Source organism: Micromonospora arida, from assembly GCF_042873195.1.
Taxonomy (GTDB): Bacteria; Actinomycetota; Actinomycetes; order Mycobacteriales; family Micromonosporaceae; genus Micromonospora; species Micromonospora arida.
The window spans coordinates 98,060-121,042 of record NZ_JBIALC010000007.1 but is presented as its reverse complement, the minus strand read 5'-3'; the positions used below and the strand labels follow the sequence as shown (position 1 = coordinate 121,042).

The following is a 22,983-nucleotide window of genomic DNA, read 5'->3' as shown; positions in this document are numbered from 1 at the left end:
TGTACCGGTGATGGCCAGAGCAGTACCCGAGACGCACGACGAGATCCTCGCCGCGGCGGCGCGGTTGTTCGCGGTGACCGGTTACCGGGGCACCTCGCTCCAGGACATCGCCCGCGAGGTCGGCTGCTCCAAGGCGACCGTCCTCTACCACTTCGCCAACAAGGAAGCCCTGCTCGCCGAGCTGATGGCCCCTGCGATCGCGGTGCTGAAAGACCTCGACGATCAGCTCACCGGGCTGACCGGCGCGGTCGCCCAGCAGGCAGCCGCCGTCGGCTTCGTCGACCTCGCGGTCCGGTTCCGCGGTGAGATCGCGCTGCTGCGCGGCGAGTTCACAGAGCTGCTCTGCCAGCCGGCCTTCGCACACATCCAGCAGATCTCCGAACGCCTGCGAGCCGCGTTGGCCGGCCACTCCGACCGGCCGGTCGACCGGATCACAGCACTGGTGCTGCTGGCCGGCATTCCCGAGGCGTGCGCCGATTTCGTCGACATTCCCGACGACGACCTGCGCTCCGCCCTGCTCACCCTCGTCCGGCGGGCCGTCGAACCCGTCGACACGCTCATGCCCCATCCACCCACGACCGAGGACAAGGACTCCTGATGGCCACCCTGCTCTACCGGCTCGGCCGGGGCGCGCTGCGCCGGCGACGGCTCGTCGTCGCGCTCTGGCTCGTCGTACTCGTCGTTGCCGGCCTGGCCGCTGCGACCCTGCGCGGCCCGACGGCGAGCAACTTCACCATGCCCGGCACCGAGAGCCAGCGCGCGCTCGACCTGCTGGCCGACCAGTTCCCGGCGGCCAGTGGTGCCACCGGCTCCATCGCGGTCAAGGCGCCGGCGGACGGTCAACTGGCCACGCCCGAGGGCCAGGCCGTGGTGCAGGAGCTGGTCCAGGAGGCCTCGACACTGCCCGGCGTGGTCGGCGCGGTCAACCCGTTCCAGGTCGGCGCGGTCTCGCCCAATGGCCGGTACGCGCTGGTCCAGGTTCAGTTCGCCACCGGCGGCGACGAGGTGACCGACGAGCAGCGCACCGCGTACGAGGAGGTCGGCGCCGCCGCCGAGGCGAAGGGCTGGCAGGTCGCCCCGGGTGGCGAGGTGCTGGGCGGTGAGCCGGAGATCGGCTCCACCGAGGCGCTCGGCGTACTGGTCGCCGCGATCGTCCTGATCATCACGTTCGGTTCACTGGTCGCCGCCGGCATGACCATGCTCAACGCGCTGATCGGCGTGGGCGTCGGCATGGCCGGTCTGTTCGCGCTGAGCGGTGTCATCGAGTTGACCAGCACCGCGCCGATCCTGGCGCTGATGCTCGGCCTCGCCGTCGGCATCGACTACTCGTTGTTCATCACCTCCCGGCACCGACAGAACCTGCTCGAAGGTCTGTCCCCGGAGGAGGCGGTCGGCCGGGCGGTGGGCACCGCCGGCTCGGCTGTCGTCTTCGCGGGCGCCACCGTGGTCATCGCCCTCGCCGGCCTGGCCGTGGTGAACATCCCGTTCCTCACCGTGATGGGTCTCGCCGCCGCCGGTACGGTCACCATCGCCGTGCTCGTGGCGATCACCCTCCAGCCCGCTCTGCTCGGCTTCGCCGGCAACCGGGTGCTTCCGCGCCGGCTACGCTCCACGGTCGACTCCGCCGCGCCAGGTGAGCCGGTGGGCGAAGAGACGCTGCCGGTCGAGGACCGCTCCGGGTTCGGCTTCCGCTGGGCACGGTTCGTCACCCGCTTCCGGGTCCCGGTCATCCTGGTCTCGCTGCTCGGCCTGGGCCTGCTCGCGCTGCCCACGCCGGACATGCGGCTGGCCCTGCCGGACGCCAGCACGGCGACCGAGGGCTCACCGGCCCGGGTGGCGAGCGACCTGACCACCGAGGGCTTCGGTCCGGGCTTCACCGGTCGGCTCGCGGTGGTCGTGGCGGGCGACGACGCGCAGGCGACCGCGGCCGCAGTGCCGCAGGTGACCGCGATGATCCAGCGCACCGAGAACGTCCTCGCCGTGGCACCGCCGCAGCTGAGCCCGGACGGTCGGACCGCGCTGCTCGGCGTGGTGCCGAAGACCGGCCCGACCGACGAGGCCACCGAAACCCTGGTGCACGACGTCCGCGACGCGGTCGGCGGGGTCAAGGGCGCCGACGTGCTGCTCACCGGCGCCACCGCGATCGGGATCGACGTCTCGGAGAAGCTCTCCGACGCGCTGCCGATCTACCTGCTGCTGGTCGTCGGGCTCTCGGTGCTGCTGCTGATGCTGGTGTTCCGCTCGCTGTTGGTGCCGCTCAAGGCGGCGCTGGGCTTCCTGCTCACCGTGGCCGCCACGTTCGGCATCACGGTGGCGATCTTCCAGCAGGGCCACCTCGCCGACCTGGTCGGCCTGGACACCCCGGCCCCGCTGGTCAGCTTCCTGCCCATCCTGCTGATCGGCATCCTGTTCGGCCTGGCCATGGACTACGAGGTGTTCCTGGTCTCCCGGATGCGGGAGGACTTCGTGCACGGCGAGACCGCGCGTGAGGCCACGATCAGCGGCATGGGCCACGGTGCCCGAGTGGTCACCGCCGCCGCGCTGATCATGATGTCCGTCTTCGGCGGCTTCGTGTTCCTCGAAGACCCGATCATCAAGTCGATGGGCTTCGCGCTCGCCATCGGCGTGGCCATCGACGCGTTCGTGGTCCGGATGACCATCGTCCCGGCGGTGATGTCCCTGCTCGGCGACCGCGCCTGGTGGCTCCCCCGCTGGCTCAACCGCGCCCTGCCCAACGTGGACATCGAGGGCGAGGGCCTGCGCGAACACCTGGACGACCGGACCCCCACGAGGGTCTGACGCCCACCCGGTCGATCATGGAGTTGTGGTGTCCGCCGTGCCCCGGTCCGGGGCATTGGTCCGGCACCACAACTCCATGATCGACGCAACGGGTCCGGGTCAGACCCCGGCCGGGTACGTTTCCATCTCGCCGGGGGCAGCCGGGACCGGTAGCGGGTGCAGTGCGGTGGTGTCGTCACACCAGATGAAGGCGTCGTACCGGTCTCCGAGCCGCGTCGGCACGTAGTTGCCCCAGGACTCGAACGACGGGTCGTAGACCACCCCGATCGCCCGGTGGTCCACGGTCTCGGTGACCCAGCCCGGCTGGTCGTCACCGCCGAAGATCAGCACCGCCCGCTCCGGCATCAGCTCGTGCAGCCGCCGCTCGATCGACCCCTCCCGGGCCGGCGGCACCACCATCGCCTCGGGCGGCGAACCCCAGCGGGGCGCGGCGATCGCCGTGCCCCGGTAGCTGCCGAAGCCAACCAGGGCCACCGCGTCCTCGCCGTGCCGCTCCCGGGCCAACTGACCAATGTTGATCATCCCGTCGGCGGCCATGTCGGTGGCCCGCGCATCCCCGACGTGCGTGTTGTGCGCCCAGACGATGCCCCGAGCGTCAGGACCGTAGCGGTCCAGCAGCCGGTCCAGGGTGTCCTGCATGTGGGTGTCACGGATGTTCCACGAGTCCGGCCCGCCGGCCACCATCGCCCGGTAGTACCGCTCGGCGCCGGCCACCACCTCCGCGTTCTGCCAGGCCGAGAAGCGGTCCGGGCCGTCGGAGAGGGCGTGTTCGCGGGTCCGGGCGAGCAACCGGACGACCTCCTCCTCGCACCGGGCGGAGACGAACCGGCTGGCCGCGCCGTACTCCTCGACCCTCTTGCCGTACGGCTCGAAACACCGGTACGCGTCCTGCGCCGCCTCCAGCGACTTCGGGTCCTCCTCCCCCAGGTAGTCGAAGATCGCCTGCATCGACTCCCAGAGGCTGTACACGTCGAGCCCGTGGAATCCGGCCCGTTGCTCCTCCGGCCGCTCCACGTTCCAGGCCCGCAGCCAGCTGGCGAACCGGGCCACCTCGGCATTGGCCCACATCCAGGTCGGCCATCGCTCAAACTGGTTGAGTGCGACCTGCGGTTCGAGCGCGCCGCCCGGCGCGGCCGTCACCGAACGATGCACCCGGTCGCAGTCGGGCCAGTCACCCTCCACCGCGACGAAGGAGAAACCGCACTCCGCGATCAACCGGCGGGTGAGCTGCTCGCGCAACCGGTAGTAGTCGTAACTGCCGTGGGTGGATTCACCGATCATCACCACCCTGGCGTTCCGAACGCGCTCCAGCAACGGGTCGAAATCGCTCGGCGCGCCGAGCCGCTGAACCAGCATGCCAGCGGCTACCCGGCCGCTGCTGCGGCAAACCGTGCGCGCGTCGCGGGCCGACACGCCGGCCGCCGGGCCGTCATGGGCCCCCACCAAGCCGGTGTACGACCACCGCGAGCGGGTAGCCGGCCGACATGACCGTCACCGGGGTTCAGTTGCAGGAGTACCTCGCCGGGCTCGACTACCCGGTCTCGCGCGAGGACCTGATCCGCTGGGGTCAGGAGAACGGGGCCAGCACGGCAATGTTGCAGATGCTCCAGGCCCTACCACCCGAGCAGTTCAACTCCCCCGACGAGCTGAACGCCGCCCTCTCCACCCCCACCTAAACCCAACCCAACCCCGCCCCGCCCCGCCCCGCCCCGCCCCGCCCCGCCCCGCCCCGCCCCGGTGATCATGAGGTTATCGCCGTCCGCCACGGCGTGTCGCACCGCTAACTTCATGATCACCGGGTCGACGGGCGGGGGGTGGTTGGGGGTTGGGGGGTGGGAGTGGGTTAGGGGATGGGGATGGTGCGGGATTCGGTGCGGGCGGTTTCGGCGGCGGCGAGGATGGCGACGACCTCGCGGCCGAAGCGGACGTCGCAGCGGTGGTCGCGGGTGCCGGCCTGAACCTGCTCGACGAGCTGGTCGATGGCGACGCCGAACGCGGTGGCGGCGTCGTTCTCGCCGAACGGGACGTCCTCGATGCCGTTCTCGCCGTAGAACACGAACTCCCGGGCCATCGACTCGGTCGGGGCATCCAGGGACAGCGAGGCGCTGCTCGTGGCACCGCCCTCGTGGGTGAGCAGCAGATGCACCATCCCGCTCGGCCCGTCCATCGCCGCCACCTGCGTCACCCGGCCCAGCACCGGCAGGAGGATCGAAAGCGCGTGCGGGGCGATGTCCCAGAGCGCCCCGTGCTCCCGACGCCACAACGAGCCGCCGTACGGGCTGCCGTCCTGGAAGATCGAGGCGAACGCGGTGGTCCGACCGTGCTGCCAGCCCCCGGCGGCGGCGGTGGCGGCGAGGAACGCGGTCACGTTCGGCTGGAACCGCTGGGTGAAGAAGACGACCGAGGCGACCCCGGACTCCTCGGCGGCAGCCACGACCCGGTCGGCGTCGGCGACACTGAGCGCCAGCGGCTTGTCCAGCAGCAGGTGTCGACCGGCGCGGGCGGCCCGGACCGCGATGTCGGCCTGGATGTCCGGCGGCAGCGCGACGGCGATCGCCTCGCACTGCTCGATCAGCGCGTCGACGTCGGCGTAGGCGGGCACCCCGTACCGCTCGGCCAGCGCGGAGGCCCGCTCCGGGTTGCGGCCCCACACCCCGACCAGCTCCGCGTCGGGATGTGCGTGCAGCGCCTTCCCGTGCGTCTCGATCGCCCAGTGACCGGTGCCGAACAAGCCGAACCGCAGCACGTGTACCTCCGCTGTCTCCCCGCACCGCGGCAACGCCACGGACGTGATCCACGCTAGTCGCCCGGGCGCCCATGACGGCGGCGGGTTCGACCAATCGAAGCAGCACACCTCCATTTCCGGGTCGGTGGTCGAGCTACCCGCCCGACTGTCGGTGCAGCGGTCCGCCCGTGGTCTGCCGGCACCGCCCGCGCCGCTCTCGGTAACGCCAGGTCCGATCGCCGCCAGACACACCATGTGCGGCGAGGCAGTCTCGACGGCATGCAGAGCACGAATCCAGCGATCACCAGCGGTGTGGTGACGTTTGACCACTGGTACGACTTCACCGAGGGCGGCCCGGTGCACCGCGCGCTGCTGCCGTTCCCGTCGACAGCGCCCGCCCCGTTCGAGGTCGCTCGCTGGTCGGTGGCCCCGAACACCTCCAACGACCTCGACGTCCATCGGTCTCGTGAGGTGTGGATCATCGTGTCCGGGACGGGAACCTTGACGTTCGCCGACCAGACGGGCGTCCTGCGGGCCGGTGACGTCGCGGCGTTCGACAGCAGGGTGCCGCACCAGATTCGGAACGACGGGCCGGACCCGCTCGTTGCCATCTCCGTCTACTGGCTGCAAGCAGGCGACTGACGCCGACCCGAGAAGCGCGGGCACCTGGACTGCGGACAACCTTGACGGGCGCGCGTCACACGCGGAGAGGCAGGGCACCCCTTTACTACGACGGTTAGTAGGCTGTGCCGGTGACCGAGGCAACGACCGGGTGGTGCCGGTGACCAGCGTGGGCGCCGACTCTCCGGTGGACGGGATCGTCGCGACCGTGCCGATCGTGCTGTCGCTGCTCGTGGCGGTGTGGGCGCTGGTGGCTGCGGTACGCCACCGGCCGCCGGACCGGGTGCAGTTCGTCGGTCTGGCCGTACTCGAAGTGGCGTTGCTGGTGTTGAGCGTGCTGGCGCTCGTCGCGGTCGGCGGCGGGGATCGGCCCGGCGAGCCCGGCGCCTTCTTCGGCTACCTGGTCACGCTGGTGTGCCTGCCGCCGCTGGCCTGGGTGCTGGCCCGGATGGAACCGACCCGCTGGGGCTCGGCGATCGTGTGCGCGGTCTGCCTGGTGGCCCCGGTGGTGGTGGTCCGGTTGCAGCAGACCTGGGAGGTGCTCGGTGGTTGAGGCAGGATCGGCTCGGCAGCGCACGAACTCCGGCCCGGGTCGGCTGTTGATCGCGGTCTACCTGCTCTTCGCGATCGCGGCGACGAGTCGGGCGGGTCTGCAGCTCGCCACCAAGTTCGACGAGGCGCCGGTGGCGTACCTGCTCTCCGGGGTGGCCGCGCTCATCTACATCGTGGCGGCGGTGGGGTTGGCCCGTGCCGGGCACACCGGCCGTCGGGTCGCGCTGGCGTGCTGCTCGGTGGAGCTGGTCGGTGTGGTCGCGGTCGGCATCCTGAGCCTTGTCGACAAGGACCTCTTCCCGGACGAGACGGTCTGGTCGCAGTTCGGCAGCGGGTACGGCTACATCCCACTGGTGTTGCCGGTGCTCGGCCTGATCTGGCTCTGGCGCACCCGCCGCGCACCCGCCTGATCCGCCGCAGCCGCTGACCCGCCGCGCACCCCGCCCGACCGCGCGCAAGCCCGGCGACGAGGGCGCCGGCTCACCTGCCGGGGCGCCCTCGTCGGGAGTACGAGTCAGTCCCGTGGACCGCCCGCGACGTAGATGACCTGACCGGAGACGAAGCCCGCGCCCTCGCTCGTCAGGAACGAGATGGTGTGCGCGACGTCCTCCGGGCGACCCGGGCGACGGACCGGGATCTCGGCAGCGGCGTGCTTCTGGAAGTCGTCGAAGTCGACCTTCATGCGGGCCGCGGTGGCCGCGGTCATGTCGGTGACGATGAAGCCGGGTGCGACCGCGTTCACTGTCACCCCGAACGGACCCAGCTCGATGGCGAGCGTCTTGGTGAAGCCCTGTAGACCGGCCTTGGCCGCGGCGTAGTTCGCCTGGCCCCGGTTGCCCAGCGCGGAGGTGCTGGAGAGGTTGACGATCCGCCCCCACTTCCGGTCCACCATGTGCTTCTGGGCGGCCTGGCTGAACAGGAACGCGCCGCGCAAATGCACCCCCATCACCGTGTCCCAGTCAGCGTTGGTCATCTTGAACAGCAGGTTGTCGCGGAGCACACCGGCGTTGTTGACCAGCACGGTGGGTGCGCCCAGCTCGGCGGCGACCCGGCTCACCGCCGCCTCGACCTGGTCCCGGTCGGACACGTCGGCGCCCACCCCGAGCGCCCGGCCACCGGCACCGGCGATGGCGTCCACCGTCTCCTTGGTGGCCGCCTCCTCGATGTCGACCACGGCGACGGCCATTCCGTCGGCGGCCAGCCGTCGGGCAGTGGCCGCGCCGATGCCGCGTGCGGCTCCGGTGACGATGGCGACGCGGGACTCCTCCGACATGATTACCTCCCGGTAACTTGGGGTCGATCGGAGGAGCTTAACCTCAACAGGCCGACCCTCGGCATAGGCGAATCCACCGGTATCCGTGGCCGGAGACCTTGACCGCGCCGAGCTTGCCCAACTCTCCGTAGCCGCGGTCGGCGAGCACGTCGATCGGCAGCTCGGCCTCCGGCTCGAGGCTGCTGAGGTCCACCTCGACGTCGTCGGTGCTGAGGTTGTGCACGAAGACCATCGTCCCGGTCGGCCCGTCAGCACGGTGCGCGAGCACTCCGGCCGGCATCGCCACGTCGATGTGGGTCGTCGAGCCGGAGCCGATCTCCGGAGCCTCCCGCAGCGTACGGATCATGCGCTCGAACCAGGCGAGCAGCGACTTGGCGTCGCCGCGCTGGGCGGTGACGTTGACGTTCTGGTAGCCGAACTCGCCCTTGTCGATCACCGGGCGGACCAGCTTCTCCGGGTCCGCCGTGGAGAAGCCGGCATTCGGCTGGTACGACCACTGCATCGGCGTACGGATCGCCTCCCGACCGGGCAGCGAAAGGTCCTCGCCCATCCCGATCTCCTCGCCGTAACGCAGCACCGGCGTGCCGCGCATCGAGAACTGGAGGGCGTACGCCAGTTCGATGTGCCGCCGGTCGTTGCCGAGCATCGGGGCGAGCCGGCGACGGATGCCCCGGTCGTAGATGCGCATGTTCTCGTCCGGGCCGAACTTCGCGTACACCTGGTTGCGTTGTTCGGTGGTCAGCCGGGACAGGTCGATCTCGTCGTGGTTACGCAGGAAGGTGGCCCACTGCCCGCCGACCGGCAACTTCGGGGTGTCGCGGAGCGCCTCGATCAGCGACTCCGGGTCCTCGCGGGCCAGGGCGAGCATGAGTCGACCGTTGAGCATGAAGTCGAACAGCATGTGGATCCGGTTGCCGGAACCGCTGGCGTCGCCGAAGAACGTCGGTAGCTGGTCCGGCTCGACGTTCGCCTCGGCCAGCAGGACGGCGTCGCCGCGGCGCCACTGGACGTGCTGGCGCATCTCGGTGAGGAACTCGAAGTCCTTCGGGGAGTTCGGGTTGCCCGGTTCGGTCAGCTCGATGATGAACGGCACCGCGTCCATCCGGAAGCCGGAGACGCCGAGCTGGAGCCAGAACGACATGATCTTCTTGATCTCGTCCCGGACCTGCGGATTGGCGAAGTTGAGGTCCGGCTGGAACTTGTAGAACCGGTGGTAGAACCACGCCTTGGCCGTCCGGTCGTAGCTCCACGTCTCGTCCTGCTCGCCGGGGAAGACCATTCCCTGGTGCCGGTCGGCCGGTTCGGTGTCGGACCAGACGAACCAGTCCCGGTACGGCGAGTCCGGCGAGGAGCGGGCGGACTGGAACCACGGGTGCTCGTCGGACGTGTGGTTGACCACCAGGTCGATGATCACGCGGATGCCCCGGTTCTGCGCCTGGTGCAGCAGCTCGGCGAAGTCGCCCAGGGTGCCGAAGCGCGGATCCACGTTGTAGAAGTCGGTGACGTCGTAGCCGTCGTCGCGGTTGGGCGACGGGTGGATCGGGTGCAGCCACAGGCAGGTCACCCCGAGCCGGGCCAGGTAGTCCAGCCTCCCGATCAGCCCACGGATGTCACCGACCCCGTCGCCGTCGGAGTCGGCGTACGTGTCGATGTCGAGGCAGTAGACGACGGCTTCGGAATACCAACGGTCACCCATGCCGAAGAAATCTCTCCAGTTGATCACCGTGGCAAACCCAGCCTGGTCGACCGGCGAGCGCAGTGGGCTACCGTGCCGGTCATGGAGAACGACCTCGTACCGCCGAGCGAACTGTTGGACTGGTCCCGGGGCAGCTGGCTGCACCCGCCGGTACGCGTCGAGGAGGGTCCGGCCGGCGAGCTCGTCGTCGAGCCGGCTGCGGACAGCGACTTCTGGCGGCGGACCAGCTACGGCTTCGTCCACGACAACGGCCCGGCCCTGCTGGCGCCGCTGCCGGTGGGCACCGCCATGGAGGTCAGCTTCCAGCTCGACTTCTCGGCGCAGTTCGACCAGGCCGGTGCGTTCGTCCGGGTAGACGAACGGACCTGGACCAAGGCCGGTGTGGAGATCAGCGACGGCGAGGTGCAGCTCGGCGCGGTGGTGACCCGGGAGTTCTCCGACTGGTCGGTGGGGCCGGTGCCGGAGTGGGCGGGCCGGGAGGTGACGGTCCGGGTCAGCCGGGCCGGCGACGCGCTGACCGTCCGCGCCCGGGTCGACGACGAGCCGTGGCGACTGGTCCGGCTCGTCCCGCTGGACCCGACGGCCGAGGCCGTTGCCGGCCCGTTCTGCTGCGCGCCGTCCCGCGCCGGTCTTACCGTGGTCTTCACCGGCTGGCGGCAGGGACCGGCGGACACCGCGCTGCACCCGGAGCACTGAGCGGCAGGTGTGGACGACTCGGCAGTGGGTATGACAGTCCGATCCCCCACCGCCGACCGGAAGGACGACCATGGCGTACGCCCAGGCTGGCGACCCGTCCGAGTTCACCGGGCTGACCGGTTGGGTGGCGGCGGTGATCGAGGCGATGGGCCCGGTCGGCGTGGCGCTGCTGGTGGCGCTGGAGAGCATCGTCCCGCCGATTCCCAGTGAGATCGTGCTGGCGATGGCCGGTTTCCTGGCTCATGAGGGCAAGTTCAACGTTGTGGTCGTGGCGCTGGCCGCGACGGTCGGCTCGCTGGTCGGCGCGTTGGTGCTCTACTGGCTGGGCGCGGCGCTCGGCGAGGAACGGCTCAAGCGCTGGCTGGACCACATCCCCTTGGTGGACCGCGACGACCTGGAGAAGGCCGACCGCTGGTTCGAGCGGCACGGTCGGTGGGCGGTGCTGATCGGCCGGGTGGTGCCGGTGGTCCGGAGCCTGGTCTCCGTGCCGGCCGGAGCCAACCGGATGCCGCTGGGCGAGTTCATCCTGCTCACCACCATCGGCAGCGGGGTGTGGAACGGTCTCATCATCGGGGCGGGCTACGCGCTCGGCAGCCAGTGGCAGGACGTCGCCCGCTACAGCGACTGGTTCAACTACGCGATCGTCGCGATCTTCGTCGTGATGGCGGCCAGTTGGGTGATCCGCAAGGTTCGCAAGCGTCGGGCGCGCGACGACCGGCGGTCGGTGACCGCCGGTCGCTGATCCGCTTCTCCGCTCACCGCCGGCGTCCGGACCGGACGCCGGCGAGCACGGTCAGGGCAGGGTGTCCAGGTGCGGGCCCACCGTGTTGGCGAAGCCGTTGCCGTTGCTGACGTCCCAGTTCACCGACCAGGTCATCGCGCCCCGGATGCCGGGGTAGGTGCGCGGCGGGCGGAAGCTGCCGCAGTTGGCGCCCCGGGCCAGGCAGTCCAGGGCGGCGTTGACCACGCTGGGCGCGACGATGCCGCCGCCGGCCGCCCCTGCTCCGGCGGGCAGGCCGAGGCCGACCTGGTCGGGGCGGAGCCCGGCCTCCAACTGGATGCAGGCCAACGCGACGATGAAGTTCACTGTGCCCTGGCCGTACGCGGCGTTCTGGTCGCAGCCGAGCATCGCGCCCGAGTTGTAGTACTGGGTGTTGACGACGGTGAGGATGTCCTTGATGTCGAGCGCCAGCTTGAAGTAGCCGCCGGCCGGGTTCTGCATGTCGATGGTCTGCGGCGCCATCGCGATGATCAGCCCCGAACCGACCTTGGCCCGCAGCGCGCGCAGCGCCTGCGCCATGTACGTGGGGTTGAGCCCGTTCTCCAGGTCGATGTCGATCCCGTCGAAGCCGTAGCGGGCGATCAACGCGGCCGCAGTGTCGGCGAACGCGGTGGCCGATGCGGCGTTGTTCACGGTGACCCGGCCGGTCTCACCGCCGACGGAGAGGATCACCCGCTTGCCCCGGCTGTGCAGGGTGCGGACGTCGGCGGTGAAGTCCGCGTCGGTGTAGCCGCCGAGCGCGGCGGCCAGCCCGGGGTCGACGCCGAACGTGAGCGCGCCGGGGGTCGCGGTGGCCTCGGCGAAGGCGACCGCCACCAGGTCGTACTCGGCGGGGACGTCGCGTAGCCGCAGCTCGACGGCGGGGTTGTCGAAGTTGTGCCAGTACCCGGTGAGCAGGTGTTTCGGCAGCCCACCGGTGGGCGGGTCGGTCGGCGGCGGGGTCGTCGGCGGGGGCGTGGTGGGTGGCGGCGTGGTGGGCGGCGGCGTGGTGGGTGGGGTGCCGCCGCCGCAGGACGCGCCGTTGAGCTGGCAGCCGCCCGGTGAGCCGGAGCCGCTGCCCAGGAAGCCGAAGGAGACCGACGCGCCGGGGGCGATCGTGCCGTTCCAGGACCGGTTGGTGAAGGTGTGCCGCTGGCCGGATGAGCTGAGCAACGCGTCCCAGTAGCTGCCGAGCGTGGTGCCGGACGGCAGGTCGAAGGCGAGGCTCCAGCCGTTGATGGTCGAGCTGCCGCCGTTGGTGATGGTGTACTTCCCCTCCCAACCGGAGCCCCAGTCGGCGGTCTTGACGAAGCTGGCGGTGGCCCCGGCGGCGTACGCGGGCAGCGCCACCCAGGCCGCGCCGAGTGTCGCCGCGAGGGCGGCGACGAGGGACAGGACAAGGGATCTGGCAGGCTTCATGCGACCCTCCACGCCCGGCAACGGGCATCCACGGACGTCAACGTCGTGGCTAATTATTAGGACAGTTAACTGTTTCTGTCCAGAGGTTGCCCGGATGAGCGGACCTCCCGTCGCGTGGGCGGCGCGACGGGAGGCCGCAGAGCGTCCGCCTCAGCGGCGGAACGTGAACCAGTTGACGTTGACGAAGTCGTTCGGTTGGCCGCTGGTGAAGGTGAGATAGACGGAGTGCCGGCCGGTCACCGCGCCCACGTTGCCGGGCACCGAGCGCCAACTCTGCCAGCCGCCGGTGTTGCCGATCGCGAAACTGCCGATCGGTGCCGCGGTCGGGCTGTCCACCCGCACCTCGACGAGGCCACTCGCACCGCTACCCGCGCCGGAGGCGACCCGGGCCACGAAGTCCCGGGGCCCGGCGGAGCCGAAATCGACATTGTTGTAGCGCGCCCAGTCGCCGTTTCGCAGCGCGCCGATGTTCTGCCCGCCCTCCGAGCACGCCTCGACGAACACACCGTTCTGCCCGTTGAACGACTCGGCCTCGATCTGCGCGTACGCGTCCCTCGTGCCGCCCGGCGGCGGGGTGGTCGGCGGCGGGGTGGTCCCGCCACCTCGGCGGTACACGGCCACATAGTCGACCAGCATCGGTCGACCCGGGATGGTCGCCGCGGTCGGCGTGCCGCTGCCGGCCACCCCGTTCGGGAAGGCACCGCCAATCGCCACGTTGAGCAGCAGGAAGTAGCCGGCGTGCGAGGTCATCTGCGACCAGGCGGACGCGCCGACCTGACTCTGCGTGACGGTGTGGTAGAGCTGCCCGTCGACGTACCAGCGCAGTTGTTGGGGACTGATCGAGGCGTCCCACTCGAACCGGTACGTGTGGAACGCCGACTGGCAGCTGGCGCCCGGGCAGGCCCGGGACGCGCCAAGGCCGTTCGACTCGTTGCAGGGCCCGCCCGGGGCGACGCCGCAGTGCAGCACACCCCAGACGGAGTTGATGCCGTTGACGTTCTCCATCACGTCGAACTCGCCGATGCCCGGCCAGTTCTGGTAGTTGCCCCGGTAGGGCGCGCCCAGGGCCCAGAACGCCGGCCAGTAGCCGGCCGCCGCCGCACCGGTGACGTTCGGCATCTGGATCCGACCCTCGATCGCCAGGACGCCGCCGGCCGGGGCCTTGAAGTCGCTGCGCACGGTCTCGATCCGGGCGGAGGTCCAGCCGCCCCCGCCGTCGCGCAGCGGCGTGATCCGCAGGTTGCCGCCGCCGTCGTGGCTCACGTTGGCGGTGCTGGCGGTGTAGTTCTGGATCTCGCCGGTGCCCCAGTTGGCCGGGCCGCCCGGGTAGTTGTGCCCCGTGTCGATGATCCAGTTGGCGGCCGACGGCAGGGTGCCGGCCGCGCCGGTGAAGTCGTCGCTCCAGACCGTGCTCCAGCCGGCGGGCGGTGCCGGAACGGCGGCCTGCGCGGTCATCGTGACACCGGCCAGGGCGATGGTGGTGGAGACGAGCAGGACGGACGCCAGCAGGCGGCGTCGGACGGGTGCGGCGGCGGTGACCGCCAGGGGAGGTGGCATGGACGTGCCTCTCTGCGGGGACGGATCGAGAGAGCACTCTCTCAGAGTTGTACGTCCCGTCGACACAGTTGTCAACGTCGATCTACGTTGCCCGTCGGAGTTGCCTGCGGGCGGCGGAGCACCGCCTGCTCGAGGGCCGACCACACGCTCGTGGCCACCAGGTAGATCACCGCGGCGAGCGGCAGCACCAGCGCCACCAGCACGGTCGTGAACGGCAGCAGGGGCAGCAGCCGGCCGAGCGTGGCCGCCCCCGGCCCCTCGGTCGGCGTACCCGCCACCGTGCCCACCGCCGCCGACGCGCGGCGGGCCCGCCGCGACGACCACCAGGCCACCACCAGCAACACCACCAGCAGTACGCCGAACAGCGGGCCTGCCGCACCGGCCAGCCCGTCGCTGAGATGGTGACCCAGCGGCACGCCGGCCAACCGCTCGTCCAGCAACCCGGTGCCGCCCTCACTGGTGCTGAACAACCGGTACAGCACCAGCAGGAACGGTGCCTGGATGAGCAGCGGCAGGCAGCCGGCGATCGGGTTCGCGCCGGCCTCGCGGTACAAACCGAACACCTCGCGCTGAAGCGTCGCCGGGTCGTCCGCGTACCGCTGCTGGAGGTCACGCACCTGTGGGGCGAGCGCCGCGCGGCGCCGCTCGCCGCGGACCTGCGCGACGGTCAGCGGCGAGATCAGCAGGCGGACGGCGATGGTGAAGAGCACGATGGCGGCGGCGGTCGCTCCGCCGCCGGCCAGTGGTTCGAGCAGCTCGGTGAGCCAGGACAGCGCGCTGCCGGCAGCGGCGACAGCGTCGTGCAGTGGTGCGAAGGCGAGCATGGGAAACCCCTCGGTCCGATTCCGGTGAGGCCCTCCCCCGGGCGGTATCCGCTCAGCAAGGGGGGCCGGTGACGGCGGGATCGGCCGCGTGGCGGCGAGGCGCTACACGGCCGAGGGGTGCCCCGGAGCACGGGGGCGAGGACGACCGGCCGCATCCGGGTCGATCTGGCGAGGCATTCGGCGACTTCGGGAGCGGGCCCTCAGCCCGGCCCACCGCGGCCCGGCACCGGGCGCGCCCGCCCGGTCGTGCACCCGGGCCGCCAGCACCACCGCGAGCAGCACCAGGGCGGTCAACGCGGCGCCCGCCAGCAGGTCGGCCGGTCGGCCCGCGAGCAGGGTGAGCTGGGCGAACGCGGACATCCACGCGGCCCCGACATAGCCCAGCAGCACCGGCACGGGCTCAGCTTAGGACCCGCTGTCACGTCACCCAGCCGAATCCGGCGGCCCGCCCCGAGTACGACGCGCCGCCGCCACGTTTCCCGGCATCGCCACGTTGGGTAACCAACGACGGACCAACGCGGACGGACCGCGAACGGTAGGAACGGACGGGTGATGTCGATGACCGGTCAGGTGGCGGAGGCGCCCGGCGACATGGCTGCGGCGACCGGGTTGCTCACCGTGGGTGTCGAGGAGGAGTTCCTGCTCGTCGACCCGCACACCGGGGCCGCGGTTCCGGCCGTGGACCTGGTCATGGAGCAGGTGCCAGCCGAACTTCGCGGGCAGGTGGAGCGAGAGTTCCAGACCAGTCAGATCGAGATCGGCAGCCCGCCCGGCCTTGAACTCTCGTCGATCCGGCACTCCCTCGGCGTCCTGCGTCGGGCACTCTCCGACGCCGCCGAGCGGGCCGGCGTACGCCTGCTCGCCATCGGCACCGGCCCGGTGGACGGCCCGGTGCCGCCGGTGGTGGACAAGCCCCGCTTCGACCGGATGATCGAGCGCTTCCGGCTGCTCGTCCCCGGCCCCGGCAACAACGGCATGCACGTACACGTCGGGGTGCCCGACCCGGACACCGGCGTGCAGGTGCTCAACCACGTACGGCCGTGGCTGCCGATGCTGCACGCGGTGACCACCAACTCGCCGTTCTCCCGGGGCGAGGACACCGGCTACGCCAGTTGGCGCTCGGTGGAGTGGGAGCGCTGGCCGTCGGTGGCGCCGACGCCGTTCCTGGAGTCGCACGAGCACTACCAGCGGCTGATCCGCCAGTTGATCTCCAGCGGGGTGATGCTCGACGAGGGGATGCTCTACTGGTACGCCCGCCTGTCGGCGAAGTACCCGACGGTGGAGCTGCGGATCGGCGACGTCTGCCCGTCGGTGGACGACGCGGTGCTGGTCGCCGCGCTGGTCCGGGCGCTGGTGGCCACCGCCATGGCAGATGTCGAGGCCGATCGGCCGGCGTTGCAGACCGACCACCACCTGCTGGTCGGGGCACACTGGCGAGCCGCCCACGACGGTCTGGAAGGTGAGGCCGTCGACGTCACCAACGGCGAGCTGCGCCCGGCCTGGGAGCTGTTGGACCGGTTCGTGGAGCGGATGCGGCCGGCGCTGGAGCAGCACGGCGACTGGGCCGAGGTGACCGACCTGCTGGGTGGCTTGCGTCGACACGGTAGCGGCGCGGCACGCCAGCGCGCGGTGTTCGAGCGCACCGGCAGCCTCACCGACGTGGTGCAGGACGTCGCGCGGCAGACCCGCGGCTGATTACCGCGTGACAGGATGGGACCCGTGGCGCAACGGCTGATCGTCATCGGCGGGGACGCCGCCGGAATGTCGGCGGCGTCCCAGGCCCGACGCCGCCGTGACCGTGGCGACCTGGAGATCGTGGTCTTCGAGCGGGGAAACTTCACCTCCTACTCGGCGTGCGGCATCCCGTACTGGATCAGCGGCCTGGTGCCCGGCCCCGAAGCGTTGATCGCCCGGTCCCCGGAGACGTTCCGCACCGAGTACGCGATGGACGTACGGATGCGCCACGAGGTCACGGCCATCGACCTGGAACGCCGCGAGGTGGTGGCCCAGGACCTGGAGGGCGGCGGCGAGGTCCGCGAGCGCTTCGACGACCTGGTGTACGCCACCGGTGCGGTGCCGGTGAAGCCGCCATGGGCGGTCACCGACGCGGGCGGCGTGTTCGGCATGCAGACCCTCGACGACGGTGCGGCGCTGCGCGACTGGCTGGACGCCGACCCGCAGCCGCGCCGGGCCGTGGTGGTCGGCGGCGGGTACATCGGCGTCGAGATCGCCGAGGCGCTGATCCAACGCGGCCTCTCGGTGACCCTGGTGGAAGCCGGCGAGCAGCCCATGGCCACCGTCGACGCCGAGATGGCCGAACTGGTCGCCGACGCCATGCGCGGTCTCGGTGTCACGATCCGCACCAGCCTTCCGGTGAGCGGCCTGGAGCAACAGGACGGCCGGGTGTCCGCCGTGGTCACCGCCGAGGGGCCGATCCCGACCGACGTCGTGGTCATGGGTCTCGGCGTACGCCCCAACACCGCCCTCGCGGAGGCGGCCGGGCTGCCCCTCGGGCCGACCGGCGCGATCCGGGTCGACCGCCGGATGCGGGTGCCCGGGCTCCCCGGGGTCTGGGCGGCCGGTGACTGCGTGGAGACCCTGCACCGGGTCAGCGGGTTGCCGGTGCACGTGCCGCTCGGCACGCACGCCAACAAGCAGGGCCGGGTCGCCGGGATCAACATCGGCGGCGGGTACGCCACCTTCGCGGGCGTGATAGGCACGGCGGTGACCAAGGTCTGCGACCTGGAGGTGGGTCGGACGGGTCTACGTGAGCGGGAAGCCGCAGCTGCCGGCTTCGAGTTCGTCTCGGTGATCGCCGAGTCGACCAACCGGGCCGGTTACTACCCCGGTGCCCGGCCGATGACGGTCAAGCTGATCGCCGAACGCCCCAGCGGCCGATTGCTCGGCGCGCAGATCGTCGGTTGGTCCGAGGCGGCCAAACGGATCGACACGCTGGCCGTGGCGCTGTGGAACGGCATGACGGTGGACGATATGACGGCACTGGACCTGGGCTACGCTCCGCCGTACGCGCCGGTCTGGGATCCGGTGCTCATCGCCGCCCGAAAAGCGGTCGACGCGCTCGCCGCCCTCGACCGCTGACCCGCGCCCGCCGTGGAGGACCACCCCGTGACCCAGACCCCGACCCGGCCGACCGTACGTCGGCGTCCCACGATGGTCGACGTGGCCCGGCGTGCCGACGTCAGCCTGAAGACGGTCTCCCGGGTCGTGAACGACGAGCCGGTGGGGCAGGAGTTGGTCAGCCGGGTGCTGGCCGCCATCGCCGAGCTGGGCTTCCGGCGGAACGACATCGCTCGTAACCTGCGCTCCCGGCAGCTCAACGCCACCGTCGGGTTGCTGATCGAGGAGATCGCCAACCCGTTCTACGCGACCATCGCCAGCGTCGCCGCCGAGATCGCCGCCGCCCACGGCACCATGCTGATCACCGCGTCGTCGGAGGAGGACCCGGAGCGGGAACGCGCCCTGCTCCAGGACTTCACCCAGCGCCGGGTCGACGGCCTGCTGGTGGTGCCGGCGGGGCTCGACCACTCGTTCCTGCGTCGCGAGGTCGAGCTGGGCATGCCTGTGGTGTTCCTGGACCGGCCGCCGCAGGGGCTCCAGGCCGACGCGGTGCTGTTGGACAACCGGGGTGGCAGCCACGCCGGGGTCAGCGCGCTGCTCGACGAGGGGCACCGACGGGTGGGGCTGCTGCTCGGCGCGCCGAGCGTGCCCACGATGCGGGAGCGCCTCGCCGGGGCACGGGCGGCGCTGGACGCTGCCGGGGTCGAGCCGGACGAGTCGCTGATCCGTGAGCGGCTCATCGCTCCCGAGGAGGCCGGCCGGGCGGTCGCCGCGCTGCTCGACCTTCCGGAGCCGCCCACCGCGTTCTTCTGCGCCAACAACCGGCTCACCGTCGGCGCGCTCCAGGAACTGCACCGGAGGGGCAGTGACGCCGCGCTGGTCGGTTTCGACGACTTCGAGCTGGCCCACCTGATGCCCCGACCGCTGACCGTCGTCGCCTACGACACGAGAGAGCTGGCCAAGGTAGCCACCGAACGCCTCTTCCAGAGAATCGCCGGAGAGGACACCCCACCCAACACGACGGTCCTCCCCACCAGACTGCTACCCCGAGGCCTGCCCTAACCCATCGCCCCCGCCCCCGCCCCCGCCGTCGCCCTCGCCCTCGCCCTCGCCCTCGCGATCTTGCACTTTCTGTTGCCCACTCGCGGCAGATGGCCCATTTTGTCGGGACAGAAAGTGCAAGATCGCGGGTGCGGGGTGGGGCGGGGGTGGGGTGGGGTGGGGTTAGTTTGCGGGATGTAGGAGGGCTTCGAGCTCTGCTTTTGTCGGGGGGTTGGCGCCTCGGCGGGCGCAGGTCAGCGCGGCCACCGTGGCGGCCTGTCGGAGCACCTCCGCCCACTGCTGCGGAGTCACCGCGGCGAGCCGGTCGGCCGGCCGGTCACCGAGCGCGTCGAAGCCGGCCAGTGCGGCCAGCAGGCCACCGGTGAACGAGTCGCCGGCACCGACGGTGTCGACCACCGTGGTGCGGACCGCTGGCTCCTCGTGCAGCGAGCCGTCCGGCGCGAGCAGCCAGGCGCCGTCGCCGCCCCGGGTCACCACGGCGCAGGACACACCGGCCGTACGCCATTCGGTCATCACGTCGGCCACCGAACGGTCCGGGTAGAGCCAGGCGAGGTCCTCGTCGCTGGCCTTGACCAGGTGTGCGAGGCGAATCTGCCGGCGTACCCGTTCCTGCTCCGCCGCCCGGTCGGTGACGATGCTCGGGCGCAGGTTGAGGTCGATGGAGACGGTGAGCCCGTCGCGCTGGCGTTCCCGGGCGAGCAGGCCCTCCAGCGCCTCCGCGCCGGGTGCCAACGCGAGCGCGAGGGACCCGGTGTGCAGCGCGATCGCCGGTGACCCGGCCAGCTCGGGCAGCTCCTGCGGCGTCCACTGCCAGTCGGCCGCACCGGCCAGCCGGAACTCGTAGCTGGCCTGCCCGGCGGCGTTCAGGGTGGCCACCGCCACCGACGTGGGCTCCTCGGCGCGTACCGCCCACTCCAGGTCCACCCGGTTGGCGCTCAGATGCTCGACGAGTTGCCGGCCGTACTCGTCGTTGGCGAGCCGGGCCAGCAGCCGTACCGGCTGGTCGAGCCGGGCCAGGGTGACCGCGACGTTCGCCGGGGAGCCACCGGGCACGGGCCGCTGCCCCTCGGCGGTGACGACCAGGTCGATCAGCGCCTCACCCGCGACGACGATCACGCGGTCACCTCCCCCGGTGCGAGCGGGCCGGGGCCGCCGAGCCCGTCGGCCGCGCGGGACAGCAGTACCGCCTGGTAGGCGTGGTAGACGTCCGGTCGGCCGTGCCAGACCGTGTCGGCGGGCAGGTTCTCCGCGTCCAACTCGTGCCGCCATCCGGTCTGGTCGATGAGACTGCGGCGGGCATACGCCCAGAAGACCCGGTACCAGTCGAGGTAGACCGTGTCCCCGGTACGGCGGTGCAGGGTGATCGCCGCGCCGATGGCCTCGGCGAGAACCCAGTGCATCCGGGCTCGCACCACCGGCCGGTCGTCCCAGTCGATGGTGTAGACGAAGCCGTCCGCGCCGTCGACCGCCCAGCCGCGACGCACGGCGGCGGCGAACAGGGCGCGGGCGTCGGCGAGCAGCCAGCGGGGTGGCTGCGGCAGCACCGCCTCCAACTCCAGCAGCAGCCGGGCCCACTCCAGCCAGTGCCCGATCGTGGAGCCGTACGGCCGGAACGGGTCGGCGGGCTGGTCCCGGTTGTAGTCGGGCAGCGGCGTCCAGTCGGTGGTGAAGTGCTCGGGCAGCCGCCAGTCGTGTCGGGCCGCCTCACCGTGCACGAGGTGGGTGGCGATCCGCAGGGCACGGTCGGCCCAGCTCGCGTCACCGGTGGCGGCGGCAGCGGCGAGAAAAGCCTCGACCATGTGCATGCTGCTGTTGGCGCCCCGGTAGTCCTCGGTGACCGTCCAGTCCCGGTTCCACGATTCGCGGACCGCGCCGGCGTCGTCGTCCCAGAACCGGTCCCGCACGACGGTCAGCACGTCGGCGAGCAGCCGGTCCGCTCCGGGCCGTCCGGCGCGCGCGGCGCTGGAGGCGGCGAGCAGCACGAATGCGTGGTCGTAGCCGGCCTTGCGGTCGTTGACGGGCACTCCCTGCTGGTCCACCGCGCCGAACCAGCCGCCGTACCGGTCGTCGCGCAGCAGCGTGCTGAGCGCGGCGATCCCGTGGTCGACCAGGGCGGCGGCGTCCGGATCGCCGTTGCGGTGGGCGAGGGCGGCCACGTGGGTCATCCGGCAGGTGATCCAGGTGTGGATCGGTTCGCCGCGATCCGGGGTGCGGTCGTCGGTGAGCCAACAGAAGCCGCCCTCGGGCCGGACCGAGCGGCGGGCGGTGTCGAGCAGCGTCCGGGTCTGGTCGACGAGGAACTCGTCCAGATCGGGCAGGTCTGGTGACCCCGCCGGAGCAGGGGTCGTTGCGGCGTCGGATCGGGGCACGTCGGTCATTTCAGCTGGTCACCGTCGGGTAGGAAAGGGACATACGGCCAGGATCGGCGGACGGACCGGGTCCGCGCCGCAAAATCGCCAACGGTACGCCACGAATCGACTGGCCAGGGTCGGCACGGGGCGGGAGGCTTTCCTCCCATTTGCCCGTTGACATCGTTGTCACCGCTCAACCCTGCTCCGGCAGCCGGCCGACTGTCAATTCCGGCTGCGTCACACCGCCCCAGGGCAGCTTCGGTCAGTAGTAGTCGTCGATCGGCCGGCGTGCCTCGTCGAACAGCGCCGGCCCCTCGTAGCGGACCGGAGGCAGCGGTGGGGTGGCCGGCTTGACCTCCTCGAACTGCTCGGTGGACAGCGCGTACACCACCCGCCCGAGGCCGGACCGGTCGATCGCCGTCGCGCACATCGCGCAGGGCTGACAACTGGTGAACATGGTGGTGCCGGCGGCCACCTCGGGGGAGAGTTCCCGAGCCGCCCAGCGGGCCAGCTTCAACTCCGGATGGGCGCTGATGTCCGCGTCGGAGACCACTGTGTTGTGGTCCTCGATCAGGACGACGCCGGACGCGTCGACCAGCAACGAGCCGAACGGCCGTTCGCCGGAAGCCCCCGCCCGCCTGGCGATTTCCACGGCGTGGCGGAGAAACTTCTCGTCGTCGGGGGTCATCGGTCCTCCTGGGTTGCGTGATGTGCGGCCACGGCCGCAAGGGTCCGCCAGGCGCGTTCGGGCTGGCGGATCTCGGTCAGGTCGCCGTTGAACGGGTCCAGCACCACCGTCTCCGCGCCGAACCCACGAAGCTGGTCCAGGTCGGCGACGATCTGATCAATGGTGCCGACACCGGCCAGCCGGTCCGGGTCGGTGATCGGTTCTCGGGTCTCCTGGAGCGCGATCCGCGGCACCAACGCGGGCACCGTGCGACCCAGCTCGTCAGCGATGTCCGTCAGCCGTCCGACCGCCTCGGCCAGCCGTGCCGGCGTGACCCGCAGCGGGTGCCAGGCGTCACCGAGCAGTACCGCGCGCCGCATGCCGGCCTCGCTGTTGCCACCGACCCAGATCGGGATCGGCGCCGTGTCGTAGTCCTCGGTGTCCTTCCAGGCCTCGCGCATGGTGTGCAGGTACTCGTCGGTCAGCGCGCCGCGCTGCCGGAACGGCACGCCGAGCGCCTCGAACTCCTGCCGGGCCCAACCGACGCCGACACCGAGAACGAGCCGGCCGCCGCTGAGCCGGTTGAGGTTCGCCGCCATCCGGGCGGTGAGCAGCGGGTGCCGGTACGGGACGATGAGCACCGTGGTGCCCAGCCGAACCCGGCTGGTCACCCCGGCCAGCCAGGACAGCGTGGTGAACGGCTCGTAGAACGGCGCCGGATACTGCTCGGCCACGTCCGGGGTCACCGCGATGTGATCGGAGACCATCAACAGGTCGAAGCCGAGACCCTCCACCGTCTGCGCCCACCGACGCAGGACGTCGGGGTCGGTGCCCGGGGCGAAGTTCGGTACGTTCACACCAATCTGCACCCGTCCACGCTAGCCACTGTGGACCGGTGTGTGA

General features: G+C 71.3%; 23 protein-coding genes. 11 read left to right on the top strand and 12 right to left on the bottom strand.

The features are described 5' to 3' along the window. Positions 1–10 precede the first annotated feature (10 nt). Together ACFYP0_RS21430 and ACFYP0_RS21425 are read left to right on the top strand one after the other, a co-directional pair. On the top strand, positions 11–598 hold the full coding sequence (locus ACFYP0_RS21430; RefSeq protein ID WP_124855035.1) for a TetR/AcrR family transcriptional regulator: 588 nt from the start codon (positions 11–13) through the stop codon (positions 596–598). Next, the gene (locus tag ACFYP0_RS21425; RefSeq protein WP_355494474.1) at positions 598–2,799 is read left to right on the top strand and encodes an MMPL family transporter; all 2,202 of its coding nucleotides are present in this window, start codon (positions 598–600) and stop codon (positions 2,797–2,799) included. The genes ACFYP0_RS21430 and ACFYP0_RS21425 overlap by 1 nt, the downstream gene beginning before the upstream one ends. A 99-nt stretch (positions 2,800–2,898) precedes the next feature. Here the strand turns inward: ACFYP0_RS21425 and ACFYP0_RS21420 are convergent, their stop codons facing one another. After that, a complete protein-coding gene (locus ACFYP0_RS21420) occupies positions 2,899–4,155 on the bottom strand; it encodes an erythromycin esterase family protein (protein WP_355494475.1) in 1,257 nt (418 codons plus the stop codon). 128 nt (positions 4,156–4,283) lie between these two features. On the opposite strand from ACFYP0_RS21420, the gene ACFYP0_RS21415 reads away from it, so the two are divergent. Continuing rightward, positions 4,284–4,475 (top strand): DUF2795 domain-containing protein, encoded by a 192-nt coding sequence (locus ACFYP0_RS21415; RefSeq protein ID WP_091405965.1) that lies wholly within the window; start codon positions 4,284–4,286, stop codon positions 4,473–4,475. Between the two features lie 167 nt (positions 4,476–4,642). Here ACFYP0_RS21415 and ACFYP0_RS21410 read toward each other — a convergent pair whose 3' ends face one another. Then, a complete protein-coding gene (locus tag ACFYP0_RS21410; RefSeq protein WP_355494476.1) occupies positions 4,643–5,545 on the bottom strand; it encodes a Gfo/Idh/MocA family protein in 903 nt (300 codons plus the stop codon). A 258-nt stretch (positions 5,546–5,803) separates the two neighbouring features. Between ACFYP0_RS21410 and ACFYP0_RS21405 the strand changes: the two genes are divergently transcribed. The 3 genes from ACFYP0_RS21405 (at position 5,804) to ACFYP0_RS21395 (ending at position 7,107) form a co-directional block, all read left to right on the top strand. Continuing rightward, positions 5,804–6,166 (top strand): cupin domain-containing protein, encoded by a 363-nt coding sequence (locus ACFYP0_RS21405; RefSeq protein ID WP_091405967.1) that lies wholly within the window; start codon positions 5,804–5,806, stop codon positions 6,164–6,166. 139 nt (positions 6,167–6,305) lie between these two features. Then, on the top strand, positions 6,306–6,698 hold the full coding sequence (locus tag ACFYP0_RS21400) for a hypothetical protein (RefSeq protein ID WP_181518429.1): 393 nt from the start codon (positions 6,306–6,308) through the stop codon (positions 6,696–6,698). After that, a complete protein-coding gene (locus ACFYP0_RS21395; RefSeq protein ID WP_355494479.1) occupies positions 6,691–7,107 on the top strand; it encodes a hypothetical protein in 417 nt (138 codons plus the stop codon). The genes ACFYP0_RS21400 and ACFYP0_RS21395 overlap by 8 nt, the downstream gene beginning before the upstream one ends. Before the next feature lie 104 nt (positions 7,108–7,211). Here the strand turns inward: ACFYP0_RS21395 and fabG are convergent, their stop codons facing one another. Then, positions 7,212–7,970, bottom strand: coding sequence for a 3-oxoacyl-ACP reductase FabG (gene fabG / locus ACFYP0_RS21390; protein WP_356976666.1), 759 nt, complete (start codon positions 7,968–7,970; stop codon positions 7,212–7,214). Between the two features lie 43 nt (positions 7,971–8,013). Beyond that, a complete protein-coding gene (locus ACFYP0_RS21385; RefSeq protein ID WP_357008911.1) occupies positions 8,014–9,666 on the bottom strand; it encodes an alpha-amylase family protein in 1,653 nt (550 codons plus the stop codon). An 81-nt stretch (positions 9,667–9,747) separates the two neighbouring features. Between ACFYP0_RS21385 and ACFYP0_RS21380 the strand changes: the two genes are divergently transcribed. Further along, a complete protein-coding gene (locus tag ACFYP0_RS21380) occupies positions 9,748–10,362 on the top strand; it encodes a DUF1349 domain-containing protein (RefSeq protein WP_386997305.1) in 615 nt (204 codons plus the stop codon). Between the two features lie 70 nt (positions 10,363–10,432). Beyond that, a complete protein-coding gene (locus ACFYP0_RS21375) occupies positions 10,433–11,104 on the top strand; it encodes a DedA family protein (RefSeq protein ID WP_357008782.1) in 672 nt (223 codons plus the stop codon). Positions 11,105–11,155: 51 nt separating this feature from the next. Here the strand turns inward: ACFYP0_RS21375 and ACFYP0_RS21370 are convergent, their stop codons facing one another. From ACFYP0_RS21370 to ACFYP0_RS21355, 4 genes are all read right to left on the bottom strand, one after another. Further along, positions 11,156–12,541: a chitinase gene (locus ACFYP0_RS21370; RefSeq protein ID WP_386997303.1), complete on the bottom strand. Its 1,386-nt coding sequence runs from the start codon at positions 12,539–12,541 to the stop codon at positions 11,156–11,158. Between the two features lie 150 nt (positions 12,542–12,691). Further along, a complete protein-coding gene (locus ACFYP0_RS21365; RefSeq protein WP_386997301.1) occupies positions 12,692–14,098 on the bottom strand; it encodes a carbohydrate-binding protein in 1,407 nt (468 codons plus the stop codon). Between the two features lie 71 nt (positions 14,099–14,169). Beyond that, complete coding sequence (locus ACFYP0_RS21360) at positions 14,170–14,922, bottom strand: YidC/Oxa1 family membrane protein insertase (protein WP_386997299.1); 753 nt, start codon at positions 14,920–14,922, stop codon at positions 14,170–14,172. Positions 14,923–15,024: 102 nt separating this feature from the next. Further along, positions 15,025–15,318: a DUF6412 domain-containing protein gene (locus ACFYP0_RS21355; protein WP_244219234.1), complete on the bottom strand. Its 294-nt coding sequence runs from the start codon at positions 15,316–15,318 to the stop codon at positions 15,025–15,027. A 156-nt stretch (positions 15,319–15,474) separates the two neighbouring features. Here ACFYP0_RS21355 and ACFYP0_RS21350 point away from each other — a divergent pair, with 156 nt between their 5' ends. Genes ACFYP0_RS21350 through ACFYP0_RS21340 form a run of 3 tightly spaced genes read left to right on the top strand, consistent with a single transcriptional unit; the run spans position 15,475 to position 19,062 of the window. After that, positions 15,475–16,617 (top strand): carboxylate-amine ligase, encoded by a 1,143-nt coding sequence (locus tag ACFYP0_RS21350; protein WP_386997297.1) that lies wholly within the window; start codon positions 15,475–15,477, stop codon positions 16,615–16,617. A 24-nt stretch (positions 16,618–16,641) separates the two neighbouring features. Then, positions 16,642–18,021 carry an FAD-dependent oxidoreductase gene (locus ACFYP0_RS21345; protein WP_355494487.1) on the top strand — a complete coding sequence of 460 codons (1,380 nt, stop codon included), beginning with the start codon at positions 16,642–16,644 and terminating at the stop codon, positions 18,019–18,021. A 27-nt stretch (positions 18,022–18,048) separates the two neighbouring features. Beyond that, positions 18,049–19,062 carry a LacI family DNA-binding transcriptional regulator gene (locus tag ACFYP0_RS21340; protein ID WP_386997295.1) on the top strand — a complete coding sequence of 338 codons (1,014 nt, stop codon included), beginning with the start codon at positions 18,049–18,051 and terminating at the stop codon, positions 19,060–19,062. A 162-nt stretch (positions 19,063–19,224) separates the two neighbouring features. Here the strand turns inward: ACFYP0_RS21340 and ACFYP0_RS21335 are convergent, their stop codons facing one another. The 4 genes from ACFYP0_RS21335 to ACFYP0_RS21320 all read right to left on the bottom strand — a co-directional run bounded on the left by ACFYP0_RS21335 (position 19,225) and on the right by ACFYP0_RS21320 (position 22,949). Next, entirely contained in the window at positions 19,225–20,178 is a 954-nt protein-coding gene (locus ACFYP0_RS21335; protein ID WP_356976685.1) for a carbohydrate kinase family protein, read from the bottom strand. After that, positions 20,175–21,440, bottom strand: a complete 1,266-nt coding sequence (locus tag ACFYP0_RS21330) for an AGE family epimerase/isomerase (RefSeq protein WP_386997292.1) — start codon at positions 21,438–21,440, stop codon at positions 20,175–20,177. The genes ACFYP0_RS21335 and ACFYP0_RS21330 overlap by 4 nt, the downstream gene beginning before the upstream one ends. A 235-nt stretch (positions 21,441–21,675) precedes the next feature. Beyond that, positions 21,676–22,101: a nucleoside deaminase gene (locus ACFYP0_RS21325; RefSeq protein WP_355494490.1), complete on the bottom strand. Its 426-nt coding sequence runs from the start codon at positions 22,099–22,101 to the stop codon at positions 21,676–21,678. Beyond that, positions 22,098–22,949: an LLM class flavin-dependent oxidoreductase gene (locus tag ACFYP0_RS21320; protein WP_386997289.1), complete on the bottom strand. Its 852-nt coding sequence runs from the start codon at positions 22,947–22,949 to the stop codon at positions 22,098–22,100. The genes ACFYP0_RS21325 and ACFYP0_RS21320 overlap by 4 nt, the downstream gene beginning before the upstream one ends. Between the last annotated feature and the right edge of the window lie 34 nt (positions 22,950–22,983).